This window comes from Rhizobium sp. PL01 (assembly GCF_033447125.1).
Classification (GTDB): Bacteria; Pseudomonadota; Alphaproteobacteria; order Rhizobiales; family Rhizobiaceae; genus Pararhizobium.
Genome location: NZ_JAWQUM010000008.1, coordinates 150509 through 164183 on the forward strand (window position 1 = coordinate 150509; position 13675 = coordinate 164183).

Sequence of the window (13675 nt, forward strand, 5' to 3'; positions counted from 1 at the left end):
ACGCCGGGGCGCCTGCTTGCCGGCATCAATGTCCAGGATGCAAGGCGTCGTTCAGATACATGCAGGTCAGCATCGTGAAGACATAGGCCTGAATGACCGACATCAGCATTTCCAGCGCCGTCAGGGCCACGGTCATCGCCAAAGGCAGGACGGCGCCGATCATTCCGAGCGTGCCAAGGTCGGTCATCGACGCCACGAAGCCCGCGAATACCTTCAGGGTAATATGCCCGGCCAGCATCACCGCAAACAACCGGACGGAATGGCTGATCGGGCGCGACATGTAGGAAATGACTTCGATCGGAATGATGATCGGCGCCAGAACCATCGGAATTCCGGCCGGCATGAACAGCCTGAAGAAACCGAAGCCGTGTTTCACCAATCCGTAAATCGTCACCGTGCCGAAGACGATCATCGCCAGCGCGAAGGTGACGATGATGTGGCTGGTGACGGTGAAAGCGAAGGGAAACATGCCGATCAGGTTTGCGACGAGAATGAACATGAACAGCGAGAACACCAGCGGGAAAAAACGCATGCCCTGTTGACCGGCATTCTCGCGCAGAGTTTTGGCAACGAATTCAAACAGAAGTTCCGAGACCGATTGCCAACGGCCGGGCACGAGGCTCCGCTTCGCCGCGCCGATCAGAAGCAGGCCGGAGGCCAGCACGACCGTTAGCACCATGTAGGCGGAGGAATTGGTGAAGCTGAGATCGACACCACCCGCGCTCAGTTCCAGAAGCGGCTTGATTTCGAATTGTTCAATAGGACCGGCCATCGGTTATCCTTGAAAAGAGAGCACGATCACGCACGGGTCCGCGCGCCGGCTCAAGGGCACGAAAACACGCGCGACGGGATCGCGAGACTGAATGATGAAAGCGGGGATAAGGTTTTTCACGGGCGGCTCCTGCTCTCACGGATGAGATGCGGGGCCGTCCCCAGGGTGGTCGAGGCGCAGGTCGTCCTGCGCGAGGTTCTGATATCCATGTCCTACGGCGATTGCAAGCCGCCGCAGGCAGAGTGGCGTCAGTTCGTGAAAAGCATCACGGTAAACACCGCAAACACCATCAGATGCAGCAGGCCCTGGGTGATCGACGTTCTGCGCCCCAGATAGGTCATGGCCGTCAGGCCCACGGTCAATCCGAACAATACAGTCTCTGCCGGCGAAATCCCGAAGATTACCGTTTTACCGGTCACCAGACCGACCGCCAGCACGGCGGGAACGGTGAGACCGACCGTTGAGACGAAGGCCCCGAGGCAAAGGTTGATCGCCCGCTGCGTTTCATTGTTCAACGACGCTTTCACGGCGGTAATCGATTCGGGCGTGAACACGATGATCGCAATCAGCACGCCGCCGACAGCGACAGGCGCACCGGCGATGGCCACCCCATAGTCGATGACGACAGCAAGATCGTGGGCAAGCAGGACGATCGGCACCATCAAGGCCAGCAATATGACGGTGTGAATCAAAAGCTTGCGGCGGTTCGATCCGGTCTGAGCGGGCGCAGCAGCGCCCGTCACATCAGCGGCTTCCCGGCGGATGGACATTTCGCCCGCGGGCGGCTGCATGAAATGTGTTTTGTACGACCCCATCTGCAAAGCCAGGAACGCAGCGTAAAGTGCCGCTGTCAGCACCGCGATCGCAATGGCTTGCGATGGCCAGAAGGTGCCGTTCCCCGTCGTTAGCGTGTTGGGGAGAATGAGCGCGACGCCGGCCAGAACCAGGGTCATGGAAACGAAAGCCAGAGCCCCCTGTGCATTGTATTCCTGCTCGCCGTGACGCAGCGCGCCGGCAATCAGGCAAAGGCCGGTGACAAGATTCATGATGATCATCATCACCGCGAAGATCGAATCCCTGGCGATGGTCGGCGCCTCGCTCGGGCCGAGCATGACGGCGGCAATCAGGATGACTTCGATCGACACGATGGAAAGCGTCAGAATGAGCGTTCCATAGGGCTCGCCCAGTTCGTGCGCCAGATGGTCTGCCTCGCGCACGACACCGAACGAACCGAGAAGGATCGTTCCAAACAGAGCGGCAAAACAGGCAATCGCCACCCCGATCGTCATCGGTTGGAAAAGCCAGGCGGAGCCTTTCCACAGAAACAGAAGGACGACCAGCCAGGCGATGGCGAGTTTCAAGAAAGGGCTGTGGAACAGGCTAGGGGAAGATTTCGGCAACAAGACTTGTGAACCTCACAAGGGGCCGTCCCCATCTATCAGGATCGCGGCAGGGTCGTCCGTGCCGGGCTTCTCAGAAGCATATGCGCCGTTTCTATCAACCCAACACGGCAGTGTCCAGCCGTGTCAGTTCCGCGCCACCCAATCATGCCAGTCGCTCTCGCTGCCACGGAACACGTTAAGGTCGATCCTGCCCTCGACGCCATGAGACAGGCCGGAGCCGGAATATTGCCAGAACAGCCATTTGCGGCCCGGATAGACCTGCGACGGATGGGCGGCGACCGAACGCAGCCAGAAGGGATAATCCTTGAATTCACCGGCCAGGTTGTCACGGTAAAAGTCTGGAGCAGTGTAGATCACCGGGCGCTTGCCATAGTGGCGCTCCAGCTTGTCCATGAACACCTGCATTTTCTCGATCGCCTTGGCGCGCGACAGGCGATATTTGCAGCTCGATTCACCGTTATATTCGACGTCGATCACCGGCGGCAGCGCATCGGGGTCGCGCGGCACGTTGCGGATGAACCAATCGGCCTGTTCGCCGGCTGTACGGCACCAGTAGAAGAAATGGTAGGCGCCGCGCTTCAAGCCGGCAGCCTTGGCCCGATTCCAGTTTGTCTTGAACATCGGATCGAGATGGTCACCGCCATCCGTCGCCTTGATATAGGCGAAGTTCGCCCCTTGCGTGCGCAGCTTTGCCCAATCCATTTCGCCCTGCCAGCGCGACACGTCAACGCCGTGAACGGCGAGCTTGCGCGGCGAAGCCTTGCCGAAATTGATCGGATGCGCATCACGGAACTGACGGCCATAGATTTGCCCGCGCCGGGTGCGCGTAGCGCCGCTTGGCGGATTTTCCGGCATGATCATCGCCACCGGCCGTTCGGCCGGAACGGCCATGCCTTCGGTCGTCACCGATTCAAACGCCTGCGACTGCGGAATCTGCCCCGCCCAGGCCAGTTGCTCGGGGTGGCTTTCGGCCTGTGCGATCACCGCACCTACATCGGCGGCAGGCACCGGGGCCTGGACAACAGAGCTGGTGGTTTCCTTCGACGGCAACCCGGCCACCAGGCTTTCCGGCCCGGAACTCGATGTGCAACCGGCCACAAGAAGGCCGGCAAGAAGGATCGCTGGAACAGCCGAAAAACGCATAGGACCCCGTACGCAAAACAAAAAACAGGCGGCACCCGCCCCACTGCCTTCAATTGCTAACGGAAAATTACCAACAAAGATTGAATCCGATCTTTCTCACATACGAAAGGTGGGAATAAACGGGAAACAACAGCCGAAGCTGGCGGCTCTGCCTGCGGCAAGCACAGCCATGACGGAGAGTGTTGGAAGATCTGGCCGCGGCAAAAAGCACTCTCCGAATCCAAAAAAAATCATCCCCGCCAATCCCCGCCCATAAAACCTGTGCCATCATCATTGCCGTCCTGTCATTGGCGAGACTGCTAGGCGTAGCGGTGAGACAGGGCCGGTGCCGGGCGGAGGACAGACGTAAGCCTTTGTCCGGTGGATGGTCAGAAAGTGGTTTCCCTCCCGTCTGCAAAATGGCGGGGCGTGCCTGTGAGGCACACATGAGGACCAGCGACGGGTGTGTCGAAGGCAGGCTGTTCGTGGCGAGACGGCGAACAGCCGTAAACGCCGCCCCGTATCAAAAGGGCGCCGCCATCCCCGCAGAGAAACCGGAGTAGCCCATCGGCGAACACTGAACGGGGCGCTTGGAAGGCGTCATATAAATAAACTTTGTCCCGGCACTTTCCAGCGCCCCGGCCAAGTCAGCATGAAGAAACCCCACGGCGGACTTTCCGGGCGTGGTTACAGGCGTTGAGGGGCCCGCGAACTCTTCGTTTACCGAAAGCCCCCTCATCGCCTCGCTGTGCCCGGCACTTCTCCCCATCGGGGAGAAGAGGGAACTCCACCTCTCCTTGAGGAGAGTTCCCGCATGTGCGTACGTCGCAAGATTTCGTATAAGCCGATGGGAAAGGCAGGAATCAATATTGATTGGAAAGGACCGTAACATTCCCAATCCGCAGCTGATGGCATTTGACGTTGACGGCACATTGCTGCGAGGAGAAAATATCTGTGGCTGCATAGCCCGGAATATCGGACGCTCCGCTGAAATGGACGCGTTTGAGCGTCTTCGCTCCCGGGAAGAAATGACGATCGGCCGGCAAGCCATGCTGGAATGGTATGCTCCATTCAACAAGCCCAAGCTTATCGGATACCTTCAAGATCTCCGTCTCGCCCCCGGTGTCAGAGAGGGCTTTGCCCGCCTGAGGGCGGAAGGCATAAAGATCGCCCTAGTTTCGATTACCTGGCAGTTCGCAGTTGAATGGCTGGCCGCAGATCTCGGCGCCGATTATGCGGTTGGCACGGGATTGACCGAAGATCACCAACTTGTTCACTTCTGGCCGGAGGACAAAGCAACGTGGCTGGAAGCGCTGCTCAAGAAGCTCGAGCTTGAACGACATTCCTTGGTTGCCGTGGGGGATTCCCACGGTGATATCCCGATGTTGCAGCTTGCGCGCCGGGGATATTTTGTCGGCAGCGATCTGCCGCAAGAGCTACCGCACGTGCATCACTGGCCTGACGCCGATATCTCGGCCATTGTTGCTGATGTGCTCCGCTTCAGACATTCCTGAATGATAACCTTGGCACCACATGCAGCCCCTCCCCCGAAGGGGAGGGTACAAAACTCAAGCCATTTCCAGAGCCCGCACAGGAGCTTTCCGCCCCTTCATCGCCTTGCCCGCCACATAGACTTCGGCGACGCAGCGATCGTCGCCCATCGTCTGTAGGATGAACAGTTCGTCGGTCAGCGATTTTGCCGTGCGCATCCTGAGTTCCATCGCCGATTTGCCGCTGGAATCCAGCACGACGATATCGGCATCGGCACCCACATGCAGCGACCCGATGCGATCCTGAAGCCCCAGCGCCCGGGCATTGCCAAGCGTCATGCGGTAGAAGGAATTGAGCGGCGACAGGCGCTGGCCCTGCAGGTGCAGCACCTTGTAGGCCTCGTCCATCGTTTCCAGCATCGAGAAGCTGGTGCCCGCCCCGACATCGGTCGCCACTGACCAGCGTGCGCCGAGCTTGTCGAACCGGTCGCGGTCAAACAGACCCGAACCGAGGAAGAGGTTGGAAGTCGGGCAGAACACGCCGACGGCGCCGGTTTCCGCCAGCACCGAGATTTCCCGGTCGCTGAGATAGATGCAATGCCCGAGCAGCGTTTTCTCGGTCAAAAGATCGTAGCGGGCATAGATGTCGGTATAGTCCTTGGCATCCGGATAGAGCGAGGTGGCAAAGGCGATCTCGTCCTTGTTTTCGGAGAGATGAGTCTGCACGTAGCAATCGCGGTGCTCGGCCACCAGCGCCTGGCTCATCTCCAACTGCTCAGGCGTCGAGGTGATGGCAAACCGCGGGCTGATGGCATAGTGCGCCCTACCCCGGCCATGCCATTTTCCGATCAGCCGCTTGGTCTCGTCATAACCCTTTTGCGGGGTATCACGCAGCGCATCCGGCGCATTGCGGTCCATCATCACCTTGCCGCCAACCATCAGCATGCCGCGCTGTTCGGCCGCTGTGAAATAGGCGTCGACGCTCTGCGGGTGCACCGAACAATAGGCAACCGCTGTCGTCGTGCCGTTCGACAAAAGCTCGTCCATGAACCGACCGGCGATGAAGGCCGCATGTTCCGGCTCGGCGAATTTCTGTTCCTCGACGAAAATATAGGTGTTCAGCCATTCGAGTAGCTGCGCGCCGTAGGAGGCGATCGCCTGCGTCTGCGGGAAATGCAGATGCGTATCGATCAGGCCGGGCAAGACGAGATGCGGGCGATGATCGGCCACCTCGACGCCGGCGCCGGCTGTTTTGCTGATCTCGGTATATTCGCCAACGGCCACAATCTTGCCGTTACGCACCAAAACGGCACCATCGTCCACGGTCAGATAGGATGCGGTATCATCGATACCCTTGGGCTCATCGATAAAGGTGAGCACACGTCCACGGATCAGGAGTTCGGTCATTGGGTTTTTCCTCCGTTCACAACTGTCTCGTACCAGGCGACCAAAAGCTTGCGTTCGTCGTCGGTGACGGCGGTCACATTGGCGGGCGGCATCGCATGCGAGCGTCCTGCCTGCAGATAAATTTCCCGGGCATGAGCGGCGATCTGGGCGTCGCTCTCCAGCATCACGCCCTTCGGCGGGACGATCATGCCCTCCCAGCCGGGTTCCTTTGCATGGCACATGGCACAGCGGCCGAGGATCGTGTCGCGCACCTTCGGGAAGGCTTCGGCGGTGACGAAAGGCTGCTGTGCGGCAGAAATCTGTTCCGGCTCGCCGCTCAGGATCTTCGGCACGGTCGAAAGCCACATGATGACGATGAACAGCAACACGGTCGCCAGCCAGGTCCAGGTCGGATTGCCGGTATTGGCATGGCGGGTGTTGAAATAGTGGCGGATGGTGACGCCCATCAAAAAGACCAGCGAGGCGATGATCCAGTTGAACTGGGTGCCGAAGGCCAGCGGATAATGGTTCGAGAGCATCAGGAACAGAACGGGCAGCGTCAGGTAGTTGTTGTGCGTCGAGCGTTGCTTGGCGATCCGGCCGTATTTGGCATCCGGCGTGCGCCCGGCAATCAGGTCGGCGACGACGATGCGTTGGTTCGGCATGATGATGAAGAAAACGTTCGCCGACATGATCGTCGCCGTGAAGGCGCCGAGATGCAGGAAGGCGGCCCGTCCGGTGAACAGCTGCGTATAGCCCCAGGCAACTGCGACCAGGATGAAATACAGCGCCACCATCAGCCGGGTGTTGTCATTGCCGAAGCGCGACTTGCAGAGCAGGTCGTACATGATCCAGCCACAGGCGAGCGAGGCAAGCGAGATGCCGATGGCGACGGGCTTCGACACATCGAGCACGTTCGGATCAATGAGATAGAGATCCGCACCGGCATAATAGACCAGACACAGCATGCCGAAGCCGGACAGCCAGGTAACGTAGCTTTCCCATTTGAACCAGATCAGGTGCTCCGGCATGTTGGACGGCGCGACGAGATATTTCTGGATATGGTAGAAACCGCCGCCATGCACCTGCCATTCCTCGCCATAGGCGCCAGCCGGGAGATCCGGGCGCTTGCGTAGACCGAGGTCGAGCGCAACGAAATAGAACGACGAACCGATCCAGGCGATGGCGGTGATGACGTGAAGCCAGCGGACGGCGAAGGTCAGCCAATCCCAGGCAATGGCGTATTCATACATGTAGGCCTCCCTATTTGGGAGCTTTCTGCCATCGCGCGATACCAACCGAAATGCCGGTTAATCCCCAACACTTTCAAAAAAATCTATAAGATCACCCCCGATGCCGTCCGATTTGCGATGTGATAGAAGAAATCCATGTCCTATCTCGATAACGTGCGCGTCTTCGTCCGGGTGGTTGAACTCGGTACCCTTTCCTCAGCCGGCCGCGACCAGCGTGTGACGCCGGCCGTCGCCAGCAATCGCATCAAGGAACTGGAACGCCACCTCGGCGTTCGCCTGTTCAACCGCACGACGCGCAAGCTGTCGCCGACAGAGCATGGCCGGGTGTTTTACCAGGGTGCGGTCAAAATCATCGAGGCTGTGAACGAGGCGGAAAGCGCCATCGCCGATCTCTCGCATAATCCGAAGGGGTCGCTCCGGATCACCGCCCCGCTCGGCATTGGCCGCCGGCTGATCGCTTCTGGCATTCCTGAATTCCACGATAAATATCCGGATATCGAGGTGCGCGTGCGCCTCTCCGACCACAATGTCGATATCTTGAGCGAAGGCGTCGATGTCGCCTTCAAGCTCGGGGTTCTGGAGGATTCCAACCTGCGCATGCGCGGCATCCTCAACTGTCAGCGCGTCGTCTGTGCCGCACCCGCCTACCTCGAAAAACGCGGCACGCCGGAAACGCCCGATGCCCTGATCGACGACAAGCATGACTGTCTTTTGCTGCGCTATCCGGGCTCGAAGGAATATTTCTGGACCCTGCAAACGCCGGACGGCACCCGCAAGCTGGAGATCGGCGGCCCCTACGATTCCGATGATGGCGATGTCCTGACCCAGTGGGCACTGGAAGGCCGGGGTATCATCAACAAGCCGCTGTTCGAGGTGAAGGCCCATCTCAACGATGGAACGCTGGTTGAAATCCTCAAGGACAACCCACCCGCCAGCGTCCAGCTCGCCGCGATCTATCCGCACAAGCGTTTTCAGGACCCGAAGGTCCGGCTGATGATCGATTTCATGGCCGAACGCTGTCAGCGCATGATCGGCAAGATGCTGGAGTAGGCGCTAGAGAGCGGCGGCCGCAGCTCGGCTCTTGCGGGCGGGGATGACGGCCTCGCCCACCCTGTAATTCAGGGCAACCGTCATCACCTCCGCCGCCGCCAGGGCTGCGATCACTGCCGGGCGCTTGTCCTTCACAGCCGTGCCGCCGATCGGGCAGATCAGGCGGCCGAAAAGCTCCGGGCGGCCGATTTCACGCGACAGCCAGTTCTTGAAGGTGGCGCGTTTGGTCTTGGAGCCGATCATGCCAACATAGGCGGCATCGTCGCGGCGCAGAGCCTCTGCGGTGATGAGAAAATCCAGGGCATGATCATGGGTGAGCACGACGAAGGAGCTTCCGGCCGGGGCATCACGGACGACCGCTTCAGGCATGGCCGTCAGGCAAGTTTCGATGCCGGGAACAGTCGAAGCGGAGAGTTCGTCTTCGCGGGTATCGACCAGCACGACACGCAGCGGCACCAGCGACAGGGCCATGGCGAGTGCGTCGCCGACATGGCCGGCGCCAAAGACGTAGACATGTGGACGGGCGGCCATGTCGCGGTCGCTCCGGGCAATGAGGAAGGTTGCCAGCTCGGTGTTCATCGCCGTGAAGGAGAGACCGACCCGGCCGCCACAACACTGGCCGATTTCCGGGCCAAGCGGAACATTCATCGCCTCGGCGGGAACACCTTGCCGAAGGCTGCGGCGGGCATGGTCGATGGCCATATATTCAAGCTGGCCGCCGCCGATCGTGCCGAACAGTCCCTCGGCCGCCACCAGCATCCAGGCATCAGTGTCGCGCGGGGTCGAGCCGGCAGCACCCGTCACTTCGACGAGCACACAATCCGGCTCGCGGCGCAGAAAATCCCTGATGTCTTCGCGTCTGGCGGCCATGACCCTATCCGTTCTTCGCTGCCTGCCGCAAACGCTCGACGGCAAGCAAAACCCGCTCCGGCGTTGCCGGTGCATCGATGCGTGGTGCAATACGATAACCTGCAACGCTCGCCGCCGCCATCGAGATTGCTTCCAGCACCGAGATCGGCAGCATGAACGGCGGTTCGCCGACGGCTTTGGAACGGCGGATGGTCTCCTCACGGTTGACGGACCATTCCGCCAGCTTGACGTTAAAGATGCGCGGCCGGTCGGAGGCGAGCGGGATCTTGTAGGTCGACGGTGCATGGGTGCGCAGCCGCCCCTTGGCATCCCACCACAATTCTTCCGTGGTCAACCAGCCCATGCCCTGCACGAAGGCACCCTCGACCTGTCCGATGTCGAGCGCCGGGTTGAGCGACTTGCCGACATCGTGCAGCACATCGGTGCGATCAACCTGATATTCGCCGGTCAGCGTATCGACGCTGACCTCGGAGCAGGAGGCACCGTAGGCATAGTAGAAGAACGGCCGGCCCCGGCCTTCGGAGCGGTTCCAATGGATTTTTGGCGTCTTGTAGAAACCTGCCGCCGAGAGCTGGATGCGCGCACCATAGGCGATCTTGATGAGTTCGGAAAAGGCGATGCGTTCCGCGCCGATGCGGATCGTATTCGGTTCGAAGGCGACATCCTTCTCGCTGACGCCCCAGCGCTCGGCGGCAAAGGTTACCAGCCGCGCCTTGATCTGCTGGGCGGCATTGGCGGCGGCCATGCCGTTAAGGTCAGTGCCAGACGACGCCGCGGTTGCCGATGTGTTCGGCACCTTGCCGGTGGTCGTCGCGGTCACCTTGATCCGGTTGAGATCAACCTGGAATTCATCAGCCACCACCTGCGCAACCTTGGTGTAGAGCCCCTGCCCCATCTCGGTGCCACCATGGTTGAGATGGATCGACCCATCCGCATAGACATGCACCAGCGCACCGGCCTGGTTGTATTCCGTCTTGGTGAAGGAGATGCCGAACTTGACCGGCGTCAGCGCGATACCGCGCTTGATGACGCTGCTGTTGCGGTTGAAGGCGAGCACCTCGTCGCGCCGCGCTGCATAGTCGCAGGAGGTTTCCAGTTCCTCGATGATACTGCCGATGATGTTGTCTTCCACGGTCTGGTGATAGGGCGTCAGGTTCCGCCCCTCGCCGCCGTAGAAATTCAGCTTGCGGATTTCGAGGGGATCCTTGCCGAGTGCATAGGCGACGTCCTCTATCATGCGCTCACCGCCGACCATGCCCTGCGGGCCGCCAAAACCGCGGAAGGCAGTGTTGGAAACGGTGTTGGTCTTCAGCGGCCGCGAGCGCAGCCGGACATGCGGATAGAAGTAACAGTTGTCGGCGTGGAACAGTGCCCGGTCAGTGACCGGGCCGGAGAGATCGGCAGAGAAGCCGCAACGGGCCGAGAAGGTCGCATCGACGGCTTCGATCCGGCCGTCATCATCGAATCCGACCTTGTAGCCGACATGGAAATCGTGGCGCTTGCCGGTCGCCGTCATGTCGTCATCGCGGTCCGGGCGGATTTTGACCGCGCGGCGATATTTCTTTGCCGCAAGCGCTGCAACGGCGGCAAACAGGTTTGCCTGCGTTTCCTTGCCACCGAAGGCACCGCCCATGCGGCGCACATTGATGGTCACGGCATTGGAAGCAACGCCGAGGACCTGCCCGACCATATGCTGGGTTTCGCTTGGGTGCTGCGTCGAGGAATAGAGCAAGATTTCGTCGTCTTCGCCCGGAATGGCAAAGGAGATGTGGCCTTCAAGATAGAAATGATCCTGCCCGCCGATGCGCATCTCGCCTTCGAGAACGTTCTTCGCCTTGGCAAACCCGGCAGCGATATCGCCGCGCTCGAGTTTTAGCGGATCGATCACCAGCGGATAGTTCGCGGCTGCCGCTTCCAGAACATCGGTGACGTGCGGCAAGTCCTGATACTCGATCTTGACCCTGGCAGCGGCTCGGCGGGCCTCATCGCGGGTTTCGGCGATGACGGCGAAGATCGGCTGGCCATGGAACTCGACCTTGCCGGTCGCAAAGACCGGGTCGTCATGCTTGTGCGCGGGACTGACATCGTTCTCGCCGGTAATATCGTCGGCCGTGAGGACACCGATAACGCCGGGTGCGGATCTGACCGCGTCGAAATCCATCGACAGAATCTGCGCATGCGCCCGCTGCGACAGGCCAAGATAGGCGTGCAGCGTGCCTGCGGGTTCCGGAATGTCGTCGATATATTCGGCTGTGCCCGTGACGTGCTTGTGGCCGGACTCATGACGTTCGTTTTCGTGGACGCCGCCGCGGATGCGGTCGATAGGCTGCATGACGTTCATGGTTTTCTCCTCACACAGCCTGCTTGCGGTCGAGCCGGACAGTCTCATCGCCCTGCGTCTCCAGATAGAAGCGGCGCAGAAGGTTCTTTGCCACCAGCAACCGGTAATCGGCAGATGCACGCCAATCGGTCAGCGGCGTATAGTCCTTGCCCAGCGCATCCATAGCGATGTCGATCGTCGCCTCGGTCCATTCGGCACCGATCAACGCGACCTCTGCATTGTCGGCCCGCGTCGGCGTACCGGCCATTCCCCCAAAGGCGATCACGGCGCCGGACACCTTGCCATTGCCATCGAAGGCCAGGCGGAAAGCGCCGCAGACGGCGGAGATATCCTCATCCAGCCGCTTGGTGATCTTGTAGACCGCGTAGCGCGCATTTTCGTCGAGGAACGGGATGCGCACGGCTTCGACGAATTCGCCGGGCTGGCGATCCTGCTTGCCGTATTCGATGAAATAGCTTTCGAGCGGAACAGTGCGGCTCACCTTGCCCTTGCGCAGGATGACGGATGCACCCAGCGCAATCAGCGCCGGTGGCGTATCGCCGATGGGCGAGCCGTTGGCGATGTTGCCGCCGATGGTGCCCATATTGCGCACTTGCTGGCCGCCAATGCGGTTCCAGAGCTCGATAAGCTGCGGGAAATGCTTCGAGATCGGCGGAAAGGATTCCGTGTAGCTGACACCGGCGCCAAAGGTGATGCCTGTTTCATCGATGACAATGCGGCGCAATTCATCGAGATGGCTGAGATGCACGACCGGCGCGATATCGCGCATGAACTTCGTCACCCACAGACCGACATCGGTGGAACCCGCGACAATACGGGCCTTGGGCTCCGCTTCATAGATTTCGGCGAGATCCTCGACGGAGGCCGGCAGCATGAAACGCTCGGCGCCCTCTCCCATTTCGACGCGCTTGCCGTCCTTCAAGCCCTCCAGTTTCTGGATGATCGTTGCGCGCTCCACGACCAGCGGATCCCGGTCGAGATCGCCAATCACCGACACGGCTTCTGCAGCGCGGATGATGGCGGCATAGCCGGTGCAGCGACAGAGATTGCCCTGTAGCGCCTTTTCGATCTCGGTCACCGAAGGCTTCGGATTTTCCATCCAGAGGCCGTAGAGCGACATCACGAAACCGGGCGTGCAGAAGCCACATTGCGAGGCGTGCGTATCGACCATTGCCTGTTGCACCGGATGCAGCGGACCACCGGGCGCAGCAAGCGAATCCACGGTGACGATATGGCAGCCATCCAGCGAGCCGACGAAGCGAATGCAGGCATTGACGCTTTCATATTTCAGCCGGCCATCCAGCAGGCGTCCGACCAGCACGGTGCAGGCGCCGCAGTCACCTTCGGCACAGCCTTCCTTGGTGCCGCGCAAATTGCGGTCGAGCCGCAGGAAATCGAGCAATGTCTGCACTGCCGAAACGGCGGAGAGCTCGACCAGGCGGCGATTGAGCAGGAAACGGATGGAACTGCGGATCTGCACGGTCATGGCTCAGCTCCCGCGATAGGTTGAATAGCTGTAGGGCGAAAGCAGCAGCGGCACGTGATAGTGCGCTGACACGTCTGCGATGCCGAAGCGGATGGGGATGATGTTGAGGAACGCGACTTCGCCGTCCTTCTGACCGAGATAGTCGCCAGCGTGGAAGCGCAGCTCGTAGGTTCCGGACTTCATCGCCTCGCCGCTCAACAACGGCGCATCGCAGCGGCCATCGTCATTCGTTCGGGTGGAGCCGATCTGCTCGGCGCGCTCGCCGTCGATGCGGAAGAGATCGATGCGCAGGTTCCCGGCGGGCTTGCCGAGCGCCGTGTCGAGCACGTGGGTCGTCAGCCGGCCGGCTGTTCCAGATTGCATGCGTTTCACCTCCCGAAGACTGCATTGATTGGGCCACTATCCGTCACTCCACTTCCCTGCGGTAGCGGGCGGATCGTTCGAGACTTTCAAAATTTTGAGGGGGAATGGCGCGCGTGGTTTGCAGTTAGAAATTGGTCAA

Annotated in this window: 11 protein-coding genes; 2 read left to right on the plus strand and 9 right to left on the minus strand. The window is 60.4% G+C overall.

The window, feature by feature from the left end:
• Window positions 1–25 precede the first annotated feature (25 nt).
• The 3 genes from R6X40_RS19345 to R6X40_RS19355 form a co-directional block, all read right to left on the minus strand.
• Window positions 26–772 carry a F0F1 ATP synthase subunit A gene (locus tag R6X40_RS19345; RefSeq protein WP_318415436.1) on the minus strand — a complete coding sequence of 249 codons (747 nt, stop codon included), beginning with the start codon at window positions 770–772 and terminating at the stop codon, window positions 26–28.
• Window positions 773–1020: 248 nt separating this feature from the next.
• Window positions 1021–2133, minus strand: coding sequence for a calcium:proton antiporter (locus tag R6X40_RS19350; protein WP_318415437.1), 1113 nt, complete (start codon window positions 2131–2133; stop codon window positions 1021–1023).
• A 165-nt stretch (window positions 2134–2298) separates the two neighbouring features.
• On the minus strand, window positions 2299–3318 hold the full coding sequence (locus R6X40_RS19355) for a GH25 family lysozyme (protein WP_318415439.1): 1020 nt from the start codon (window positions 3316–3318) through the stop codon (window positions 2299–2301).
• Window positions 3319–4166: 848 nt separating this feature from the next.
• Between R6X40_RS19355 and R6X40_RS19360 the strand changes: the two genes are divergently transcribed.
• Window positions 4167–4811, plus strand: coding sequence for an HAD-IB family phosphatase (locus tag R6X40_RS19360; protein ID WP_318415441.1), 645 nt, complete (start codon window positions 4167–4169; stop codon window positions 4809–4811).
• A gap of 54 nt (window positions 4812–4865) precedes the next feature.
• On the opposite strand, the gene guaD is transcribed toward R6X40_RS19360, so the two are convergent.
• Both guaD and R6X40_RS19370 read right to left on the minus strand, forming a co-directional pair.
• On the minus strand, window positions 4866–6194 hold the full coding sequence (gene guaD / locus R6X40_RS19365) for a guanine deaminase (protein WP_318415442.1): 1329 nt from the start codon (window positions 6192–6194) through the stop codon (window positions 4866–4868).
• Window positions 6191–7426: a urate hydroxylase PuuD gene (locus tag R6X40_RS19370; protein WP_318415443.1), complete on the minus strand. Its 1236-nt coding sequence runs from the start codon at window positions 7424–7426 to the stop codon at window positions 6191–6193. The genes guaD and R6X40_RS19370 overlap by 4 nt, the downstream gene beginning before the upstream one ends.
• Window positions 7427–7561: 135 nt before the next feature.
• On the opposite strand from R6X40_RS19370, the gene R6X40_RS19375 reads away from it, so the two are divergent.
• Window positions 7562–8476 (plus strand): LysR family transcriptional regulator, encoded by a 915-nt coding sequence (locus tag R6X40_RS19375; RefSeq protein ID WP_318415444.1) that lies wholly within the window; start codon window positions 7562–7564, stop codon window positions 8474–8476.
• Window positions 8477–8479: 3 nt separating this feature from the next.
• Here the strand turns inward: R6X40_RS19375 and xdhC are convergent, their stop codons facing one another.
• The 4 genes from xdhC to uraH are packed head-to-tail and all read right to left on the minus strand — an operon-like array spanning window position 8480 to window position 13536.
• Entirely contained in the window at window positions 8480–9346 is an 867-nt protein-coding gene (xdhC, locus tag R6X40_RS19380; protein ID WP_318415445.1) for a xanthine dehydrogenase accessory protein XdhC, read from the minus strand.
• 4 nt (window positions 9347–9350) lie between these two features.
• Window positions 9351–11687, minus strand: coding sequence for a xanthine dehydrogenase molybdopterin binding subunit (gene xdhB / locus R6X40_RS19385; protein WP_318415446.1), 2337 nt, complete (start codon window positions 11685–11687; stop codon window positions 9351–9353).
• 10 nt (window positions 11688–11697) lie between these two features.
• The gene (gene xdhA, locus R6X40_RS19390) at window positions 11698–13173 is read right to left on the minus strand and encodes a xanthine dehydrogenase small subunit (RefSeq protein ID WP_318415447.1); all 1476 of its coding nucleotides are present in this window, start codon (window positions 13171–13173) and stop codon (window positions 11698–11700) included.
• A 3-nt stretch (window positions 13174–13176) separates the two neighbouring features.
• The gene (gene uraH, locus R6X40_RS19395; RefSeq protein WP_318415448.1) at window positions 13177–13536 is read right to left on the minus strand and encodes a hydroxyisourate hydrolase; all 360 of its coding nucleotides are present in this window, start codon (window positions 13534–13536) and stop codon (window positions 13177–13179) included.
• Window positions 13537–13675: the final 139 nt, after the last annotated feature.

What these genes read in the sequence shown, in the direction of transcription:
- R6X40_RS19345 (WP_318415436.1), bottom strand. Translation starts at nt 772, where the DNA reads ATGGCCGGTCCTATTGAACAATTCGAAATCAAGCCGCTTCTGGAACTG.
- R6X40_RS19355 (WP_318415439.1), bottom strand. Translation starts at nt 3,318, where the DNA reads ATGCGTTTTTCGGCTGTTCCAGCGATCCTTCTTGCCGGCCTTCTTGTG.
- R6X40_RS19375 (WP_318415444.1), top strand. Translation starts at nt 7,562, where the DNA reads ATGTCCTATCTCGATAACGTGCGCGTCTTCGTCCGGGTGGTTGAACTC.
- xdhB (WP_318415446.1), bottom strand. Translation starts at nt 11,687, where the DNA reads ATGAACGTCATGCAGCCTATCGACCGCATCCGCGGCGGCGTCCACGAA.
- R6X40_RS19370 (WP_318415443.1), bottom strand. Translation starts at nt 7,426, where the DNA reads ATGTATGAATACGCCATTGCCTGGGATTGGCTGACCTTCGCCGTCCGC.
- guaD (WP_318415442.1), bottom strand. Translation starts at nt 6,194, where the DNA reads ATGACCGAACTCCTGATCCGTGGACGTGTGCTCACCTTTATCGATGAG.
- xdhA (WP_318415447.1), bottom strand. Translation starts at nt 13,173, where the DNA reads ATGACCGTGCAGATCCGCAGTTCCATCCGTTTCCTGCTCAATCGCCGC.
- uraH (WP_318415448.1), bottom strand. Translation starts at nt 13,536, where the DNA reads ATGCAATCTGGAACAGCCGGCCGGCTGACGACCCACGTGCTCGACACG.
- xdhC (WP_318415445.1), bottom strand. Translation starts at nt 9,346, where the DNA reads ATGGCCGCCAGACGCGAAGACATCAGGGATTTTCTGCGCCGCGAGCCG.